Here is a 17,536-nt window from a genome sequence, read left to right as displayed (position 1 = left end):
GGTCAGGCCCCGTGTCCTGCGAGCCGCAGGGCATCACGCCGCATACGATTCGCCCGGTCGGGCATGTTGACTCCAAGGAGAATGAGAATGACGCGTACGATTGCTGCAGTGCTGCTGGTCGTGACCGCCGCGCTCGCTGGTTGCAATACCGTTGCAGGCGTGGGACAGGACATTTCGAAGGGTGGCCAGGCAATTAGCGATACCGCCGAGAAGGCGAAGTAAGCCACCGGGTTCCGGAATGTAGAAGGCGCCGGGCCGTCCCGCGATCGCGGGGCGGCCCGGCGCCTTTTTCATGGCGCGCGGTGGGCGGCGTCAGGCGCTTTCCACGAACGCGTAACGGCCCTCGACCTTGCGCGGCGTGAACCAGCCGAAGTCCGGGAACAGCCGGTTGCGGACGAACCAGACGTAGCCGACCAGGATGACCGTCACGCCGAGGGTCGGCAGCGCGGCCGACGGATCGCGGCCGAGATCGGCGATGGTCTTCGGCACTTGCAGCAGCGACAGAATGATGAACGCGTGATACGCGCCGACGCGATGGGTCGCGAAGCCCCAGATGAACAGCAGCGACAGCGGCACCGTCAACGCGAGGAACAGCACCGCGGCGCCCATGTTGAGTCCGTCCACCAGGATGAGATAGGCGAGTGCGACGCTGATCAACAACTGCGCGATGCCGAGCGCGATCAGGACCTGGGTATGCACCTTGTTTTTCCTGCACAGTTCGGGGTCGGGGCGCGACGCGATCAGGCGCGCGAGCACGCGATCCTTGAGGCCCTGTCCGGCCAGCTCGGCAAGCACGTCGGCTTTCCTCGCGCCCGCGGACAACAGCGCCGCGATTCTTGTTTTGGCTTCCTTCTTGTTCATGGCGATGCGAATTATTGTTCGATGGTGGTCAAATGGCCCGGCCACGCGAATATTGCATCTTGCGCGACGGTACGCAACGATTTTGCCGCGTGCGGACACATTCCTACAGTCGTCGATGGCGGGCGGCGATGGCCATCGATCGACGCACGGGCTAGCCATCGAGACAACCGGCTGACGTGATGCGTGCCGGCGGCTCGCGCCGCCGCGTCGCACCCACCAGCATCCCCGCGACGACGAGCGCGATGCCGAGCACGCGCGTGCCGCCCAGCGACTCGCCGAACAGCGCGACCGCGAACAGCACGGCCGAGACCGGCGCGACCGCCGTGAACAGCGCGGCTTCGGTGCCGCTCGTGCGAGCCGAACCCGCGTACCAGCACAGATAGCCGAGCACGGTCGGCACCAGCGCGTAGTACGCGATCGCCGACACCGCGCCGATGTTCCAGCCGGTCGCCAGCGCGTGCCATTCGAACGCGGCCGGCACCAGCGCGAGCACGAAGCCGAGGCCCGACATCGCCGTCGACAGCGCGAGCGGCGGCAACGGCGCTGACAGCCGCCGGTTGAGCAGGATGAACACGGCCTCGCAAGCGACGGCGGCCAGCACCAGCGCGTCGCCGGCGAGCGTCCGGAGCGACGGCATGGCCTGGCCGGGCGCGAACGTGACGAACAGCACGCCGGCGGTGGCCAGCGCGGCCGCGCCCCAGTCGCGCGGCGTCTGCCGCTCGCGCAGCACGACCGCCGCGATCAGCGTCGACATTGCCGGCAGTGTGCCGAGCATCACGCCTGCATCGATGGGCGACGACAACTTCGTGCCGATGATCAGCAGCACCGTATAGCCGACACCGCCCGCCGCAGCCTGCACGACCAGCAGCACGGCGTCGCGTGTGGAGACCCGCGGCCATCGCATTCGCTGCGCTCGCATCAGCGCGAACAGCAGCGGGGTTGCGATCAGGAAGCGCAGTGCGGTGGCCGCGAACGGCGGCAGGCCGCCGGCCGCGAGGCGGCTCGCGATGACGGTGCTGCCTACGCCTGCCATTGCGGCGGCGAGATAGAGATAGCCGATCAGTCGTGTCTTCATGTGCCGCATCGTCGCGTGCGGCGGCACGGGCGTCTTGAACGAAATTGCAGCGCGTCGGCGAGCGGGGCGGGTGAGCGGGACGGCGATGCGTCCGGTGTCTCCCGTTGACCGGCAGCGCCGCCATCCAACGTGCCGGACGGCGACGGTCGACATCGTCGCGCACCGGTGGCCGCGCAGCGACGGCGAGGCCTGTTCAGCCTGCCTGCGTGAATCGTCCCGGCGTGATCCCGAACTGGCGTGCGAACGCGCGCGTCAGATGGCTCTGGTCGGCAAAACCGGCTTCGGCCGCGGCATCCGCGATCGGCCGGCCGTTCGCGAGCAGTGCGCGCGCCAGCCGCGTGCGGGACTGCATCAGATACGCGTGCGGCGTGATGCCGAGTTCGCGCGCGAATCCGCGTAGCAGCTGGAAGCGGCTCACGCCGCTCAGGCCGGCGAGTTCCGCCAGCGAAACGGGTGCGGCGGGCGCCGCATCGAGCCGCTCGCGGGCGACCCGGATCGCCGGTGCGACGCCGACGGGTGGCAGCGCGCGATTCGAGTGCCGCGCAAGCAGCCCGGCGACCAGCATGACGAGCGCCTCGTCGCGGGCGAGCGGCAGCGTGTCGTTTCCTGCGACGATCCGTGCATGCAACCGTCCGAACGCGGCCGCGAGCCGCGTGTCACGCACGGCGGGATGTGCGAGCTCGACGCCCCCGAGGCCTTCTTCCGCCGCGATGCCCGCGACCAGGGCGGGCGCGAGGTACAGCATCCGCCAACGCCGGCCCGTGCCCGTTTCGATCGGCATGCCGTCGTGCATCTCGCCCGGATTGACCATGATGGCGTCGCCGGTCAGCGCGTCGACCTGCCCGCGGCCGCTCCAGGACCGGTGCGCGCCGCTGACGATCACGCCGACCCCGAAGTCGTCGTGCGCGTGCCGCGGAAACGTGCGGTCGGACTCGAGGCTGATCGCCTCGATGCCTTCATCGGTGCGTCGGTAATGGGTGACACGGTGCATGGGCGCTCCTCGCGCCGGCAGCGGCGCGGATCACGTGCACTTTAGCGCGTTCCGGCGCCGCGCGCCCTTCATCCTTTTGGCCGATACCGCGCGGCGTGCGCAGACCGCACCATGGGCACATAAGCAGCGTACACGGCCCGCCGGGCCTGAAGCTGCGCGGGAGGCGGCAGGTGGAACGACAGGACACGGTATTCATTCAGGTGGGCGCGCTCGCGGACGGCTTCGCGCCGGACGCGAACATCCTCGCGCCCGTGGACGAGCTCGCCGGGCGGTCGCTGGCACTCGACGACGCATCGGGCGCATGGCGCGTCTATACGTTCGAAGCGGGCGCGCTGCAATGGCGCGACGCGGCAACCGACACGGGCGGCCGGGCGCCTTGCCGTGTCACGCGGCTGCGCGACGACCTGTACTTCGTCGACTACATCGACCCGGCAGCACGCGCGACGTCGGTCAGTCTCGTGATCGACGTCGGCGACGGCGTGTGGACGTCGGTGATCGGCACGCTGCCGACCGAAGCCGAAACGCATGTCGACGCGTTCACGCGCGTCGCGCGCGGGCTGCCGCTGACGGGCGTCGATGCGACGTTCCGGCACGGCACGCTCGGCGGCCATGCACAGCCGTGCCCGCTGCACGGGCCCACGCGCGAACTGATCGGCAAGCGGACGATGTATCGCTACAGCCCGACCGAATGCTACGAGCACATCTACCTGAACGAGAACTTCTACGCATGGCAGTGTCTGCAGGGCGTCGAAGGCGGGCTGGCCGACGTGGACCGCTGCCATTACTTCAGGCTCGCCGAGCAGCTGTATCTGTTCGTATGGCGCGAGAAGGTGGTGCCGACGCTCGGCGTCGTGCTGATCGACCTCGCACAACGCAAGACGGACGGCAAGATCTTTGGATACCAGGGCGGCGATTTCGGCATGCTGTCGAACTTCCCGATCGGCGCGCATGCGCAGGTGCTGAACGAAACCGTGCATCCGCTCTCCGACGAGGCGCAGCGATGAACGCCGTGCCGGGCAGCGGCCGCCTGCGTGCGGATTTCAGTGGCCGCGTCGTGCTCGTCACGGGCGCGGCGCAGGGGATCGGCGCGGCAATCGCGCGCCGTTTCGCGCAATCCGATGCATTCGTCGCGCTGGCCGATCTCAACGGCGATGCCGCAGCCGTGCAGGCGGACGCGCTTGCCAGCGCGGGCGGCGCTGCGCGTGCGTATCGCGTCGACGCCGCGAGCCGAGACGAACTCGTCGCGCTCGTCGCGGCGGTCGAGCGCGACGGTGGCCGGCTCGACGTCGTCGTTCATAACGCCGCGTACTTCCCGCTCACTCCGTTCGAGCAGATCGATGCGTCGCTGCTCGAGCGCACGCTGTCGGTCAACCTGTCGGCGCTGTTCTGGCTCGCACAGGCCGCGCTGCCGGCATTCGAGCGTGCGGGGGCGGGGCGGCTGCTCGTCACGTCGTCGGTGACCGGGCCGCGCGTCGTCTATCCGGGGCTCGCGCACTACGCGGCGTCGAAGGCAGGCGTAAACGGCTTCATTCGCGCTGCGGCGCTTGAACTCGCGCGCCGCAACGTGACGGTCAACGGCGTCGAGCCGGGGATGATCCGCACGCCGGCGGCCGGCAATCTCGGCGATGCGTCGGTCGCCGCGCAGATCGCGCGCGACATTCCGCTTGCGCGAATGGGCGAGCCGGAGGACATCGCGAACGCGATGCTGTTTCTCGCGTCGGCCGATGCGGGGTACATCACCGGGCAGACGATCGTCGTCGACGGCGGCGCGACGTTGCCGGAGAGCGGAGCCGTGCTGGGTGACGGGTAAGGGCCGCGCGCGCGATCGTGCGACGAGGGCCGTCGAATGGGCCGGCAGGGGCGCAGTCGGTGCGACCCGCGCACCGTCGCGCCGGTCGCGCCCGTCGCTACTAAAGCCAGCCGTTATGAATGAACTCGACGATCGAGTACCGGCGAGGTTCGAGTTCATGCTGCCGGACGGCCTCGACGATCCGCGACACGCCATCCGCGTAAGGCGACGCGCCGTACACGCGGGATTCGAATTGCAGGCTGCATGCGCCGTCCTCGATGCGGATCCGGTGGAACGCATGGCGGCCGAGCTGATCGTCGGGAATCTGCAAGGCGTCGCGCTGCTCGGCGGGGTCCCGCACGGAGTGGATGTCCTGCGCCGGAACGCCGAGCGACTGAGCGACGCCGACTGCGGTGCCGGGCACCGACGTCTTGCTGGCCTGGTGCGACTCCGTCACGCTGATGTGGCAGTCGCGAAAGAGATGGCCGCTGGTTTCCAGCATGCTCATGAACTTGAGCATCAGGATGTTCGTATTCGGACAAAGCACGACGGGGAAGTCGTGCGATGCGGTTTCGAGGTCGGAGCCGGTGGACAGCTCGACGAGCGGCGACCCCGTGGCGCGGCAGAATTCGATCGCGGCAGGCAGCTCGCGGCCGGATCCGGCGTGAACGACGATCGAACGGACGTTGCCACGGGCGGGGTCCGACCAGGCCATCACGCGACAGGTTGCCGGGGCGAGCCGGTGCGAGCCGAGCAGTTCGGCTGCCAGCTTGCCGGTGCCAACGACGAGTACTTGCATGGGATAGACGGGTTGAGGTTCGGGGTTCGATACGGAAACGGCGCGGGCCGTTCGACGACCCGGCGCGATCACGGTGCACCGCGCGGCGCGCCGTGATCGCGCATTATGCCCGGCGGCCTGCCGCTGTGTGTGGTGCGCATCTGCACGGCCGCGGCGTATCAACAGATCGACCTCGTCGATGATGACGCATCCGTCGCAGCACACACGGAAGCGTGAACGGCGCTACGCTGTCGACACACCGGCCGGGCATGCCCCTGTCGCGGCCGGCATCGCACCGAACCGCGTATCATCCAACCCCCTTCGACCCTGGAGAGCACATCGATGGAACACGACCTGAAAGGCAAGGCAGTCGCGATCACCGGCGGATTCGGCCACCTCGGCGTCGCAACAGCCGCCTGGCTCGGCCAGCGCGGCGCTCGCGTCGCGCTGATCGGCCGTGGCAGCGCGCCGGACGCGCAGGCGTTGCCCGGCGTGCCGGCCGATGCGCTGCGCCTCGGCGGCATCGATCTCGTCGATCCGCAGGCAGCTGCACGCGCGCTTGACACCGTGAATCGCGAATTCGGCCGGGTGGACGCGCTGCTGAACATTGCAGGCGCGTTCGTGTGGCAGACGATCGCCGATGGCGACGCAGCCACGTGGGACCGCATGTACGAACTGAACGTGAAGACGGCGCTGAATGCGTCGAAGGCCGCGCTGCCGTACCTGGTGGCGAGCCCGGCGGGCCGCATCGTCAACATCGGCGCGGGTGCGGCGTTCAAGGCAGGCGCGGGAATGGGCGCGTATGCGGCCGCGAAGGCGGGCGTCGCGCGACTCACCGAGGCGCTGGCGGCGGAACTGCTCGATCGCGGCGTGACCGTGAATGCGCTGTTGCCCAGCATCATCGACACGCCGCCGAACCGTGCGGACATGCCCGATGCGGATTTCACGCGCTGGGTCCGGCCCGAGCAGATCGCCGCGACGATCGGGTTCCTGCTGTCGACTGACGCGCAGGCGATCACCGGCGCATCGATTCCCGTGAGTGGTCGCGTGGCGTAGCGGCTGACGGGCGATCGCACTCGAGTACGACGTCAGGGCATGCGAAATCGCGCACGCGGAATGTGCGCGATCGCCGCGATGTCGATCAGCAGGTTGCACGGCTGCATACGGCCGGCGGCCTGCATGCCGCGGTCCATCACCGTATACTGGGCGTTCGACATCATGTGACTGAAGCCGTGACCAAGCCTGCCTCCGCGGATACGCTCGCCGACGATCCGCGTCCGACCCCGCCCGAACAACCCGAACTGGAAGACTGCTGCAACAGCGGCTGCTCGCCGTGCGTTTTCGACCTGTACGACGAAGCGCTGGCGCGCTATCGCGTCGAGCTGGCCGAATGGGAAGCGCGGCACGCGCAACTCAAGCATCACAAACGAGCTTGATACCCGCAAGCGGTCGCGCATGCCCCGATTCGCCGCGGGCGATGTGTGGTCCGACCCGTGTCGTCACGCGCCGGCGCGCATGCGTCGATGCATCGGTCCCAGCGCGGCAGACAACGCGACGCACACGAGCAACACGACCGTCAGCGCCCACATCGCCGTCCTGAACCCCTGCACGTAGTCGAGCGCACCCGGCTGCGCGCCGAGCCGCGCGAAGAACAGCCCGCCAAGTGTCGCCGCCCCGACGGCCGCGCCGATCTGCAGCATCGTGCTGACCATGCCCGATGCGACCCCGGCGCGCGCCGCGTCGACTTCCGCGAGCACGATCCGCACGACCGACGGCAGCACGAGGCCTTGCCCGATGCCGATCGCCGCGATGCCCGCGTAAAAGCCCGGGCCGGGCGCGTGTTCGCCGGCCAGTGCGGCGGCGGTCGCGACGCCGGCCGCGAGCATCGCGAAGCCGAGCATGAGCACGCGATGGCCGCCGAACCGGTCGACGAGGCGCGGCATCAACAGCGGGCTCGCGAGGAAGCCGATGCCGAGCGGCAGGATCGCCAGCCCCGACGCGAGCGGCGACCAGTCCAGGCAGCCCTGCAGATAGATCCCGTAGCTCAGGAAGAACGCGCTCAGCATGTAGAACAGGAACGCGAGCATGAGCCCGAGCACGACGACCGGATTGCGCAGCAGGCGCACGTCGAGCAGCGGATCGCGGCCGCCCGCGATCCGGCGCGCTTCGACCGCCAGCAGCGCGCCGAGCATCGGCAGCGCCCCGGCGATGCACGCGACCATCCACAGCGGCCAGCCCGCCTCGCGTCCGTGCGTGAGCGGGTAGACGAGCATCAGCAGGAACAGCGACAGCAGCACCGTGCCGGGCACGTCGATACGCTGGCCGCGTGGCGGCCGGCTTTCCGGGATGAAGCGCCAGCTGCCAAGTAGCGCGAAGACGCCGATCGGCACGTTGACGAGGAAGATCGCGCGCCAGCCGAGCCCGAACGGATGGAGGCTGATCAATGCGCCGCCGCCCAGTTGGCCGATCACGGCCGCGAGACCGAACACGAAACCGTAGAAACCCATCACGCGCACCTGCTCCTGCGGGCTGAACACGCCGCGGATCGTCGCGAGCACTTGCGGCGCGAGGACCGCGGCGAACAGGCCCTGGAGCACGCGGCCGCCGACCAGCACCGCGCCGCTGCCGGCGAGCCCGCACAGCGTCGATGCGACGACGAAGCCGGCCATCCCGATCATGAACATCCGCTTGCGGCCGTACAGGTCGCCCAGACGCCCGCCGGTGATCTGCACGACCGCGTTCGCGCATGCGTAGGCCGACACGACGAGCTGCAGCTCGGACGGTCGTGCGCCGATGCCGTCGCGGATGGCCGGCAGCGCGAGATTCACGATGAAGTAGTCGAGCGGCGGCAGAATGGCGCCGACCAGCAGGACCACGAGCGCCCAGCCGTGATGGCTGCGCGGCGGTGCCGCGGCGGCCGTGCCGGCCGGCGCGCAAGGGGCGAGGGTGTTGTCGGTCATGAACGGAAGTCCGGAAGAATGAGGGCTGCAACGCATGTCGAAGCCCGTTGAACCGGGCGCGTGCGAGCCGTTGAACCCATATTCTGCGGATTGCCGATGAATCGGAAAAGCGGGAATTGGTGGTAGCATCCATCGGGTTATTCGATGGATGGAGAGGGCGATGCGCGGTTTCGACCTGGATCAGTTGCGCACTTTTGCGGCGGTGGCGGATGCGGGCAGCCTTACGGCGGCCGCGCCGGTGCTGCATCTGTCACAGTCGACGGTGAGCGAGCAGGTGCGCAAGCTCGAATCGCGCGCCGGCGTGCCGCTGTTCGTGCGCAGCAAGCGCGGCGTGGAGCCGACACCGGCCGGCGCACGTTTGCTGCAGCATGCGCGCCGCATCGTCGCGCTGAACGAGGCCGCGTTCGACGAAGTGCGCGGCCAGGCGATCAAGGGCGAGTTGCGCGTCGCGATCACCGATTACTACCGGACGCACGAAGTCGCGGGCCTGCTCGCGCGGTTGCGGGAGTGCTACCCGCAACTGAGCCTGCACGTGAGCGCGATGAAGAGCGCGGAGATCGAAGCCGCGCATGCGCGCGGACAGATCGATCTCGGCGTCGTGATGAACCTGTCGAGCGGCCCGTTCCGGCCCGCGTCGGCCGATACGCGCTGGGTGCTACGGCGCGAGCCGCTGTCGTGGGTTGCATCGCCCGCGCTCGCCGAGCAGTTGCCCGAGCCGTTACCGCTCGTGTTGCTGCCGGACGACTGCATGATGCATCAGATCGCCGTGCGCTCGCTCGACGAGCAGCACGCGCCGTATGTGCTCGTGCACAGCGCGTCGGGCGTCGCGGGGCTGCAGTCGATGCTGGCGGCGGGGCTCGGCGTCGGCTGCCTGTGCGCATCGGCGATCGGCGAGGGTCTCGTGCGGCTCGGCGCGAAATACCGGCTGCCGGCGCTGCCCGACGCCGTGTTCTCGTTGACGCCGCCGATGCCGGGCGAACGCGAGACGGTCACGCAGGCACGCGAGGTGCTGTCGCGGCAGTTGCTGATGTGACGCAGGCATGCGCGTCGGCGCAGACGCACGTATTCGACGGGGGCGGCACCAATGAAAATATCGAGAGATTTCGGGATCGTCGTTCGACGCGCGGCGCTGGTCGAGAAAGCGGTCGACCTGTCCGCGGTCATGCGCGAATTCAATTTCGCCGAGTATTTCGACGAGTCGGACCGGCTGGTGTCGCTCGGCCCGTTCTTCGGCGGCGACGCGGCCGATGCGTGCATGAGGTCGCTCGAGCGGCTCGGGCTGGTCTACTTCGACGATTTCTTCATCGTCGAGGAAACGTACCCCGGTTGGTGCGAGGTGGAAGCTTTCTGAACGTTGCGTAGCAGGGAGCGATACGCATGAACGACGAACTGAAAAGCGAAATGGCGGCGCGGCTGCAGCACGCGCTGGAGCGGGTGGTCGACGAGCGCTCGCTGATCCATTTCCTGCGCGTGCTCGGCCATGACTGGCACAAGGAGCGCCAGCTCGACGCAGACGTGTCGCCGTCGCCATTCGGGGCCGCCGCGCTCGGCTGGGAAAACCGCTCGATCGGCGAGTACCTGGAGGCGATGGTCGACTGGGCCGAGGCGTCCGAGGATGGGCCGCGCTGCTACGACCTGCCCGACAATCCGTGGCGGCGCATGGCCGACATCCTGTTCGCCGGCAAGATCCACGAATAGCGCATCGCGGCGACTGGCGGGCGCAGCGGGCTGGAGCGGCCTAGTCGGCCGTCCCTTCGGCATACGTGCGCAGCCCGGTAGCCAGTGCATCGAACACGGCCCGGCAACGCGGGCTCGCCCGCAGATCCTCGTGCATGACCACCCACGTTTCCAGTTTCATCGCGGGCCCGTCCGGCAGCACGCGCACGAGCCGCGCATCGCGCTGCGCGAGCCGGTTCTGGCAGAAGCCGATCCCGTAGCCGGCGCGAATCATCGCGAGCTGCGCGAGATTGCTGTCGGTGCGCAGCGCGAACGCATCGCGCTTCCACAGCGGCATCCCGCGTCCTGCCGAGCGGATGAATGGCGTCACCGTATCGAAGCCGATCAGCGCGTGATGCGCGAGTTCGTCCGTCGACGACGGCGTCCCGTTGCGCGCCAGGTAGTCGTCGCGGGCATACAGCGCGACGTCGATCTCGCCAATGCGCCGTGCGACGAGCGCGTCCTGCGCGGGCGGCGCCATCCGCACCGCGATGTCGGCCTCGCGGTTCAGTACGTCCTGGATGCGGTCGGTCGGCACCAGTTCGATGACGAGCCCCGGATGATCGCGCCGCAACTGCGCAAGCATGGGCGGCAGGACTTCGACCGCGATCACGTCGCTGGCCGAGATCCGCACGGTGCCGCGCACGCCCGCGCCGTGGCTCGCGGCCGCGCGCTCGAACGCGGCTGCCGCGCTGCGCAGCGCCTCGGCGTGACCGCGCAGCGCGAGCGCTGCCTCGGTCGGCAGCAGCCCCGACGGCGAGCGCGTGAAGAGCGTTTGGCCGAACGTGGCCTCGAGCGCCGCGACGTGACGGCCGGCCGTTGGCTGCGTGATGCCGAGCGCGCGCGCCGCGCCCGACAGCGAGCCTTCCGTCAGCACGGCGAGGAAGGTGCGGTAGCGTTCCCAGTTCAGATCGATGGCCATACATAAATGTATAGCTAATCCATCATGTTCGGCAATTCCTTGCTAGGCGGCCTCGCGCCAGAATGCGTGCAGACAACGGTTCATTCACGGAGAACGACCATGACGGCAAACGCAGGCGGAACGCAACGACAGGCACTCGTGCTCGGCGCGAGCGGAGGCATCGGCGGCGAGGTCGCGCGTCAGTTGCGCGATGCCGGCTGGCAGGTGCGCGCGCTCAAGCGCGCGCTCGACGCCGAGACGGTGGAGCGCGACGGGATCGCCTGGATGCGCGGCGACGCGCTCGATCGCGAGGCGGTGGTCCGCGCGGCGCGCGGCTGCAGCGTGATCGTGCATGCGGTGAACCCGCCCGGTTACCGGAACTGGTCGACGCAGGTGCTGCCGATGCTCGACAACACGATCGCGGCGGCGACGGTGGCGCAGGCGACCGTCGTGCTGCCGGGGACGATCTACAACTACGGCCCCGACGCGTTTCCCGTGTTGCGCGAAGAGGCGCCGCAGCATCCGGTGACGCGCAAGGGCGCGATCCGCGTCGAGATGGAGCGGCGCTTGCAGGCGGCGACCGCGCAGGGCGTCCGGACGATCATCGTGCGGGCCGGCGATTTCTTCGGGGGGCATGCGGGCAACAACTGGTTCGGGCAGGGGCTCGTCAAGGCAGGGCGGCCCGTCGCGGCCATCAGCGTGCCGGGCCGGCCGGGCGTCGGCCATCAATGGGCGTACGTGCCGGACGTCGCGCGCACGATGGTCGAGCTGCTCGAGCGACGCGACACGCTGGAGCCGTTCGCGCGCTTCCATCTCGGCGGGCACTGGGACGCGGACGGCACGCAGATGACGCAGGCCGTGCGCCGCGTCGCGCAGCGGCACGGGATGCGGCCGACGGTGCGGCGATTTCCGTGGTGGCTTGTGTGGGCGGCGGCACCGTTCGTCACGACGATGCGCGAGATGCTCGAGATGCGCTATCTGTGGCGCGAGCCGCTCCGGATGGACAACGCGCGGGTGACGGCGGTGCTGGGCCGCGAGCCGATGACGCCGCTCGATACCGCGGTGGAGGCGGCGCTGGCCGGGCTGGGCTGCTTGCGATGACGGCGAGCGGGGCACGCGGATGGCGGGCCCGCATGCGGTTCATGTCCGTGATCGCATGCGCGCCTGCCACCTGCCGTCACGCGACGACCGGCAATACCTCGACCGCATACCGGTGCCGGAGGCTGCGCCCGAGCACCGGGTCGTGCAGTTCCATCTCGAATGTGTCACCGTCGCCCATCGCCGCGATCGCGCCGTGCACGGCGACCGTGCCGCCGAACATCGCGCAGCGCGCGGGCATCGTGCGCCGGTCGTCGAAGCGCTGCCACAGCGCATCGGGCGCGAGCAGCCCGCTGACGGCGCCGTGCTGATACGCGACGCGTTCTCCGCCAGGTCCGATCAACCATGAACGCATCTCGATCGCGTCCCAGTGATCGGCAACGTCCGCATGGCGCCACGCATCGCGGCCGAGCGGTTTCGCGCATACCTGCTTCGACACCGCGACGCCGTAGGCCTCGACTTCCCGATCCGTATGATCGGAACCGACCGTCACCAGCGTGCCGACCGGGCTGTCGATCAGCACGCACTCGATCTCGCCGCCCGAGCGCGCGCCGAGCACGCCGATCGACGCCGCCTGCGTGAGCAGCGCGGACGACACGCGATAGAAGCACGGCGTGGTCGACGGCGGCGCGACGCCGAGCGCCGCGAGTTCGTCGACGTGCGCGCGGATCGCGGCCGGATCGCGGCCGGCCCAGCCGGCAATCACGACACGTTCGATCTCGACGTCGACATGAGCGGGCGCACCTTGCGGGGACATCACGTTGAACGACAGGGCTTGCATGCGGGTATCCGTTTGAAGTGCGAATGAATGAAACGATCGGCAGGGACGCTCAATCCGCGAGCGGCCGGTGCGCGGTCTCGCGCGCGGCCAGCAGCGCGATCGACGTGACGACGAGCGACGCGGTGACGTACAGCGACACGGCCGTCGTCGTTCCCGTCTCGCGGAACAGCGTCGCGATCACGAGCGGCGCGAAGCCGCCGCCGACGATGCCAGCGAGCGTGTAGGCCAGCGACGAGCCCGCGTAACGCACGCGCGTCGGGAACTGTTCGGTGACGAACGCGCCTTGCGGGCCGTACATCGCCGCATGGATCACGAGGCCGATCGCAACCGCCGCGACGATCGCACCCGGCCGCGCCGAATCGAGCATCGTGAAGAACACGAACGCCCACACGATCCCGGCGATCGCGCCGGCGAGGTACACGGGGCGGCGTCCGAAGCGGTCCGACAGCGCACCGAAGAACGGCACCGCGAGCGCGTTGCACGCCGTGCCGATCATCACGGCCGTCAGTGCGACGGGGCGCGACAGGTGCAGCACGGTCGTCACGTAGGTCAGCGTGAACACGACGATCAGCGCGTACAGCACGTCCGAACCGATCCGCGACCCGCCCGCGATCAGCAGGCGCTTCCAGTGATACTTCAGCACGTCGGCGACGGGCACCTCGGCGGTCGCGTGCGATTCGGCGAGCTGCTCGAACTGCGGCGTTTCGTCGACGCCGCGCCGCAGCCAGAAACCGAACACGACGAGCAGCGCGCTGGCCGCGAACGGCACGCGCCAGCCCCACGACAGGAAGTCGCCCGACGTGGTCGACAGTGTCACGAGCGCGATGCAGCCGGTACCGAGCAGCGTGCCGAACGACGGGCCGATCTGCGTCCACGATGCGGACAGCCCGCGCCGCTTCTGGTCGCCGTGCTCGACCGACAGCAGCACCGCGCCGGCCCATTCGCCGCCGAGCGCGACGCCCTGCACGAAGCGCAGCGCGACGAGCAGGATCGGGCTCAGGATGCCGGCCTGCGCATAGGTCGGCAGCGCGCCCATCAGCGCGGTCGTGACGCCCATCAGCACGAGCGTGAGCATCAGCACCGCACGGCGGCCGATGCGGTCGCCGAGATTGCCGAACACGAAGCCGCCGAGCGGGCGCGATACGTAGCCGACCGCGTAGGTCGAGAACGCGAGGATCGTGCCGGCCAGCGGATCGACCGACGGAAAGAACAGATGATTGAAGACGAGCGCGGCGAGCGTGTTGTAGATCGTGAAGTCGTACCACTCGAGCGACGTGCCGATCATGCTCGCGGTCGCGAGTCGGCTGTTGCGGACGCGGCGGGGTGCGTGGGCGGCGGGCTGGGCGAGAGTGCTCATGGTGTCGGGCATGTCGTGAAGGATGACGGGATGACGCGCGTGCCGATGACGGATGACGCGGCCGGTGGCGAAGTCGGGATTCAGGCCGGCAGGGCGGCGGCGGCCGCTTTCGTTTCGGCATCGCGACCGGCCGCCGGCGGCGGCGCGGCGGCGCGCCAAAGCAGGTCGAAGGTGCGCACTTCGTCGTGACCGGCGATGGCGGTGGCGATGGCGGTGGCGACGCGGCGGGTGGCCGCCGCATCGCTGCCCTCGATCAGCACGAGCGCGTCGGCGGCCGGACGCGCGTCCGCATCGGCGCCGATCGGCGCGGACAGGTCCGGCACGGTGCGGAACAGCCGTGCCGCATGGATGCCGGGTTCGCTCAGCACCGCGTCGAAGCGCTCGCGCAGGTGCGGCACGTCGATGCGCTCAGGCTGCAGCACGAACAGCGCGAGATGCATGCCTTCGCCGTCGCCGGCCTCGATCGTCAGGTCGCCGACTCGCCGCTGCGTGCCCGTCATCCGTTCGAAGTTCGCGAGCGACCAGGCGGTCTGCCGCGTGAATGCGCGCCGATACGCGTCGCTGCGGAACACGTCGAGCGTGTCCGTCACGTAGAGCGCGAGGTACTTGCGCGGGCCGCCGTCCGTCGCGCGAAACCGTCGCGCATGCGTGAAGCCGGGAATCGCGACACGCTCCTGCATGTGCTCGCGGTCGTACCACGCGTTGAAATCGGCTTCGTGCGCGGGGTCGATGTCCGTCCAGACGCAGAGCTGGCCGTGTGGAAGGGAAAGGCGGGTCATGGCGGGTTCCTCGTGACGGGTGTGTCAGGAACCGCAGTGTCCCGAAGACGGGCCGTGCCCGTCCAACAAGAAAACAAATTCGCGGTGAACAGGTTTTCTTATGAGCGGCGCGGACGGCGTTTCGCCGGGGTGGCGGGCGGTGCGGATTCCGGCATGCGTTTTGCCGCTGCGGTCCGGGTTTTTCTTGTCGGGCGGACGGGAGCTTCGTCGACAGCCTCGGCCTTTGCCGATGCGCCCGTCTTCGCATGACTCGATGCGGCCGGCATCGCGCGTGCAACTTCGCTCGCCAGTTCCGCGATGCGCGCGGCGACCGGCAGGCCCTGCGTGCGATACGACGCGACGAGCGGCAGCGCGGGGAATTCGGGTTCGACGTCGAGCAGTTCGAGCGCGCCTTCCTGCAGTTCGCGCCCGATGATCGCGGGCGGCAGCGCGGCCACGCCGAAGCCGTCGGCGACGAGCCGGATCATCGCGGCGACCGACGTGATGCAGTTGATGCTGGCCGGCCGTTCGACGGCCGCGAACAGCCGCTCGATCGTTGCGTGAGGCCCCGAATGTCGCGAGAAGCTGATGATCGGATACGCGGCGAGCCGCGCGATGTCGAGCCGTTCGCCGCCGAGCCCGAGGCGCGGGCTGGCCGCCCAGCGCACCGGGAATTCGCACAGCGGCAGGTTCGTGAAGTCGGGGCCCGGCACCGGGTCGGTCTGCAGGATCAGGTCGACGCCGTCGGTGCTCAACAGGCGAATCAGGTGCAGCGTCGTATCGCTCGTGATTTCGACGTCGAGGCGCGGATAGCGCTCGCGCAATTGCGCCATCAGCGCCGGAAACCAGCTGTGAACGATCGATTCGATCACGCCGATCCGGATCAGGCCCGCGTCGCTCGCCGCGTCGATGTCGCGCCGCATCTCGCTGTCGAGCCGCACGATTCGCTCCGCGTAAGCGAGCATGCGCCGCCCCGCGGGCGTGAGCGTGGCCGAGCGCGTGTTGCGGTCGAACAGACGCACGTCGAACGCCTCTTCGAGCGACGCGATGCGGCTCGATACGGCCGCCTGCGTCGTGTGCAGTTTCTCGGCCGTGAGCCGGAAGTTCTCCAGCTTCGCGAGCCAGACGAAGGTTTCAAGAAACCGGATGTTCATCGAATTCCGAGCGGTGAGGCAGTGCCGCGCGGGGGCGGCGGGATCGGTCGATGTTAGCGGATTTCCGGGGCGTGAACGCGCGCCGTGCGTGCCGGGGCGGGGGGGCGGGCGTTCGAGTGCCGGAAGACGCGCGCCCGACCTTGTGCGGCCGCCCGCAACGCGGTGTCACGTGGGCTTCGTGTCTTCAGGCATCACAGCTTGTCGAACGCGAGCGTCGGCACATCGACGACCATCGCACCGCCGTCGGCCACGAGCGTCGCGCCGGTCACGAACGACGCGTCGGGCGAGGCCAGGAACGCGCACACGGCCGCGATCTCGTCCGGATCGGCCGCGCGCCGCAGCGGCACGTCGGCACTGACGCGCGCATAGGCGCCGTCGAGCGTGTCGCCGTGAGCGGACATCAGCGGCGCCATTTCCGCATCCGCCATCGGCGTGCGGACCCAGCCCGGGCACACCGCATTCGCGCGCACGCCGTGCGGCCCGTAGTCGCGTGCGAGCGAACGCGCGAGCCCGAGCAGTGCATGCTTGCCGACCGTATAGCCGCATACGCCGGGCCCGGCCGCGAGCGCCGCGATCGACGCGACCAGCACGATGCTGCCGCGCCGCGCGATCAGGTCGGGCAGGCATGCGCGTGCGCTGACGAACGCGGTGTCGAGGTTCGCATGCATCGCGTCGCGCCATTGCGCGTCGTCGGTTTCGTCCGCGCGGCCGAGACCGTGGCCGCCCGCGCATGCGACGAGCGCATCGACGGGGCCGAACCGTGCAGCGATCTCAGGCAGGAAACGCGCCCAGTCGGCCGTGCTCGCGGCGTCGCCGGCGAGCGCGAGGCCGCCTGTCTCGGCGGCGAGCGCGTCGAGCGGCGCCCGACGCCGCCCGATCAGCGCGACGCGATCGCCGCGGGCGGCGAAGCGGCGCGCGCACGCGGCGCCGATGCCGGTGCCTGCGCCGGTGATCGCGATCGTACGGGGTTGCGGGTGCGTCATGTCGTTCTCCGGAAGGTGTCGTTTCCGGTCACTTTAGGTGCCGCCGACGCACGCCGGTATCCGCCGAAAGGATGAACGCGTACCGGCCGGACGGTCGAGGGCGGTATCGCGCACCGGGCCGACCGGCCAGATCGCGGTCATTTTGCAAAAGCTGACGATGTCCGGCGCCGAATCGCTCTATCCTCCGTATTTTTGCGATGCGTCGCAAAAGCCCGGCAAAATGGCGCGGGCGCGCCCGCCCATCAGTGCGGGGCGCGACGGCCGCCCGATTCCGTCGTGCAAGCGGAGCGGCAGGCGGCAAGATCGGCGTGCGCATGCGACCGATACGGATACA

General features: G+C 69.4%; 21 protein-coding genes. 9 read left to right on the top strand and 12 right to left on the bottom strand.

Features of this window, described 5'->3' with window-relative positions; genetic code table 11:
• The first annotated feature begins 87 nt into the window (after positions 1 to 87).
• Complete coding sequence (locus LGM71_RS08185) at positions 88 to 222, top strand: entericidin A/B family lipoprotein (RefSeq protein WP_006752948.1); 135 nt, start codon at positions 88 to 90, stop codon at positions 220 to 222.
• A gap of 90 nt (positions 223 to 312) precedes the next feature.
• On the opposite strand, the gene LGM71_RS08180 is transcribed toward LGM71_RS08185, so the two are convergent.
• The 3 genes from LGM71_RS08180 to LGM71_RS08170 all read right to left on the bottom strand — a co-directional run bounded on the left by LGM71_RS08180 (position 313) and on the right by LGM71_RS08170 (position 2,927).
• Positions 313 to 861 carry a permease gene (locus LGM71_RS08180; RefSeq protein ID WP_226114582.1) on the bottom strand — a complete coding sequence of 183 codons (549 nt, stop codon included), beginning with the start codon at positions 859 to 861 and terminating at the stop codon, positions 313 to 315.
• Positions 862 to 1,012: 151 nt separating this feature from the next.
• On the bottom strand, positions 1,013 to 1,936 hold the full coding sequence (locus LGM71_RS08175) for a DMT family transporter (RefSeq protein WP_059600308.1): 924 nt from the start codon (positions 1,934 to 1,936) through the stop codon (positions 1,013 to 1,015).
• A 193-nt stretch (positions 1,937 to 2,129) separates the two neighbouring features.
• Complete coding sequence (locus tag LGM71_RS08170) at positions 2,130 to 2,927, bottom strand: AraC family transcriptional regulator (RefSeq protein ID WP_226114581.1); 798 nt, start codon at positions 2,925 to 2,927, stop codon at positions 2,130 to 2,132.
• Between the two features lie 170 nt (positions 2,928 to 3,097).
• On the opposite strand from LGM71_RS08170, the gene LGM71_RS08165 reads away from it, so the two are divergent.
• Together LGM71_RS08165 and LGM71_RS08160 are read left to right on the top strand one after the other, a co-directional pair.
• Positions 3,098 to 3,931 carry a molybdenum cofactor biosynthesis F family protein gene (locus LGM71_RS08165; RefSeq protein WP_226114580.1) on the top strand — a complete coding sequence of 278 codons (834 nt, stop codon included), beginning with the start codon at positions 3,098 to 3,100 and terminating at the stop codon, positions 3,929 to 3,931.
• Positions 3,928 to 4,737, top strand: coding sequence for an SDR family oxidoreductase (locus LGM71_RS08160; protein ID WP_174906398.1), 810 nt, complete (start codon positions 3,928 to 3,930; stop codon positions 4,735 to 4,737). Before LGM71_RS08165 ends, LGM71_RS08160 begins: the two co-directional genes overlap by 4 nt.
• 100 nt (positions 4,738 to 4,837) lie before the next feature.
• Here the strand turns inward: LGM71_RS08160 and LGM71_RS08155 are convergent, their stop codons facing one another.
• A complete protein-coding gene (locus tag LGM71_RS08155) occupies positions 4,838 to 5,515 on the bottom strand; it encodes a dihydrodipicolinate reductase C-terminal domain-containing protein (protein ID WP_226114767.1) in 678 nt (225 codons plus the stop codon).
• A gap of 321 nt (positions 5,516 to 5,836) precedes the next feature.
• Here LGM71_RS08155 and LGM71_RS08150 point away from each other — a divergent pair, with 321 nt between their 5' ends.
• Positions 5,837 to 6,550 (top strand): SDR family NAD(P)-dependent oxidoreductase, encoded by a 714-nt coding sequence (locus tag LGM71_RS08150; protein WP_059686051.1) that lies wholly within the window; start codon positions 5,837 to 5,839, stop codon positions 6,548 to 6,550.
• 32 nt (positions 6,551 to 6,582) lie between these two features.
• On the opposite strand, the gene LGM71_RS33265 is transcribed toward LGM71_RS08150, so the two are convergent.
• Positions 6,583 to 6,714: a hypothetical protein gene (locus LGM71_RS33265; protein ID WP_260437182.1), complete on the bottom strand. Its 132-nt coding sequence runs from the start codon at positions 6,712 to 6,714 to the stop codon at positions 6,583 to 6,585.
• 12 nt (positions 6,715 to 6,726) lie between these two features.
• Here LGM71_RS33265 and LGM71_RS08145 point away from each other — a divergent pair, with 12 nt between their 5' ends.
• Complete coding sequence (locus LGM71_RS08145) at positions 6,727 to 6,930, top strand: oxidoreductase-like domain-containing protein (RefSeq protein WP_059600306.1); 204 nt, start codon at positions 6,727 to 6,729, stop codon at positions 6,928 to 6,930.
• Positions 6,931 to 6,993: 63 nt separating this feature from the next.
• On the opposite strand, the gene LGM71_RS08140 is transcribed toward LGM71_RS08145, so the two are convergent.
• The gene (locus tag LGM71_RS08140; RefSeq protein ID WP_226114579.1) at positions 6,994 to 8,454 is read right to left on the bottom strand and encodes an MFS transporter; all 1,461 of its coding nucleotides are present in this window, start codon (positions 8,452 to 8,454) and stop codon (positions 6,994 to 6,996) included.
• 160 nt (positions 8,455 to 8,614) lie between these two features.
• On the opposite strand from LGM71_RS08140, the gene LGM71_RS08135 reads away from it, so the two are divergent.
• From LGM71_RS08135 to LGM71_RS08125, 3 genes are read left to right on the top strand one after another with little or no spacing between them, the layout of a single operon-like run.
• Complete coding sequence (locus LGM71_RS08135; protein ID WP_124628213.1) at positions 8,615 to 9,487, top strand: LysR family transcriptional regulator; 873 nt, start codon at positions 8,615 to 8,617, stop codon at positions 9,485 to 9,487.
• A 51-nt stretch (positions 9,488 to 9,538) separates the two neighbouring features.
• A complete protein-coding gene (locus tag LGM71_RS08130) occupies positions 9,539 to 9,805 on the top strand; it encodes a hypothetical protein (protein WP_151049052.1) in 267 nt (88 codons plus the stop codon).
• Positions 9,806 to 9,831: 26 nt separating this feature from the next.
• The gene (locus tag LGM71_RS08125) at positions 9,832 to 10,152 is read left to right on the top strand and encodes a hypothetical protein (protein ID WP_226114578.1); all 321 of its coding nucleotides are present in this window, start codon (positions 9,832 to 9,834) and stop codon (positions 10,150 to 10,152) included.
• 40 nt (positions 10,153 to 10,192) lie between these two features.
• Here the strand turns inward: LGM71_RS08125 and LGM71_RS08120 are convergent, their stop codons facing one another.
• Positions 10,193 to 11,092: a LysR family transcriptional regulator gene (locus LGM71_RS08120; RefSeq protein ID WP_226114577.1), complete on the bottom strand. Its 900-nt coding sequence runs from the start codon at positions 11,090 to 11,092 to the stop codon at positions 10,193 to 10,195.
• A gap of 99 nt (positions 11,093 to 11,191) precedes the next feature.
• Between LGM71_RS08120 and LGM71_RS08115 the strand changes: the two genes are divergently transcribed.
• The gene (locus LGM71_RS08115; protein WP_226114576.1) at positions 11,192 to 12,172 is read left to right on the top strand and encodes an NAD-dependent epimerase/dehydratase family protein; all 981 of its coding nucleotides are present in this window, start codon (positions 11,192 to 11,194) and stop codon (positions 12,170 to 12,172) included.
• Between the two features lie 76 nt (positions 12,173 to 12,248).
• Here the strand turns inward: LGM71_RS08115 and LGM71_RS08110 are convergent, their stop codons facing one another.
• From LGM71_RS08110 to LGM71_RS08090, 5 genes are all read right to left on the bottom strand, one after another.
• A complete protein-coding gene (locus LGM71_RS08110) occupies positions 12,249 to 12,950 on the bottom strand; it encodes a DUF2848 domain-containing protein (protein WP_226114575.1) in 702 nt (233 codons plus the stop codon).
• 49 nt (positions 12,951 to 12,999) lie between these two features.
• Positions 13,000 to 14,319, bottom strand: a complete 1,320-nt coding sequence (locus LGM71_RS08105; RefSeq protein ID WP_059599233.1) for an MFS transporter — start codon at positions 14,317 to 14,319, stop codon at positions 13,000 to 13,002.
• Between the two features lie 68 nt (positions 14,320 to 14,387).
• Positions 14,388 to 15,086 carry a DUF4286 family protein gene (locus tag LGM71_RS08100; protein ID WP_226114574.1) on the bottom strand — a complete coding sequence of 233 codons (699 nt, stop codon included), beginning with the start codon at positions 15,084 to 15,086 and terminating at the stop codon, positions 14,388 to 14,390.
• 98 nt (positions 15,087 to 15,184) lie between these two features.
• Positions 15,185 to 16,219 (bottom strand): LysR family transcriptional regulator, encoded by a 1,035-nt coding sequence (locus tag LGM71_RS08095; RefSeq protein WP_226114573.1) that lies wholly within the window; start codon positions 16,217 to 16,219, stop codon positions 15,185 to 15,187.
• A 191-nt stretch (positions 16,220 to 16,410) separates the two neighbouring features.
• Positions 16,411 to 17,202, bottom strand: coding sequence for an SDR family NAD(P)-dependent oxidoreductase (locus LGM71_RS08090; RefSeq protein ID WP_174906390.1), 792 nt, complete (start codon positions 17,200 to 17,202; stop codon positions 16,411 to 16,413).
• Positions 17,203 to 17,536: the final 334 nt, after the last annotated feature.

This window comes from Burkholderia sp. AU33545, from assembly GCF_020419685.1.
GTDB lineage: Bacteria > Pseudomonadota > Gammaproteobacteria > Burkholderiales > Burkholderiaceae > Burkholderia > Burkholderia diffusa.
Note: the sequence above shows the minus strand (reverse complement) of the source record. Positions and strands in the feature narration are given on the sequence as shown.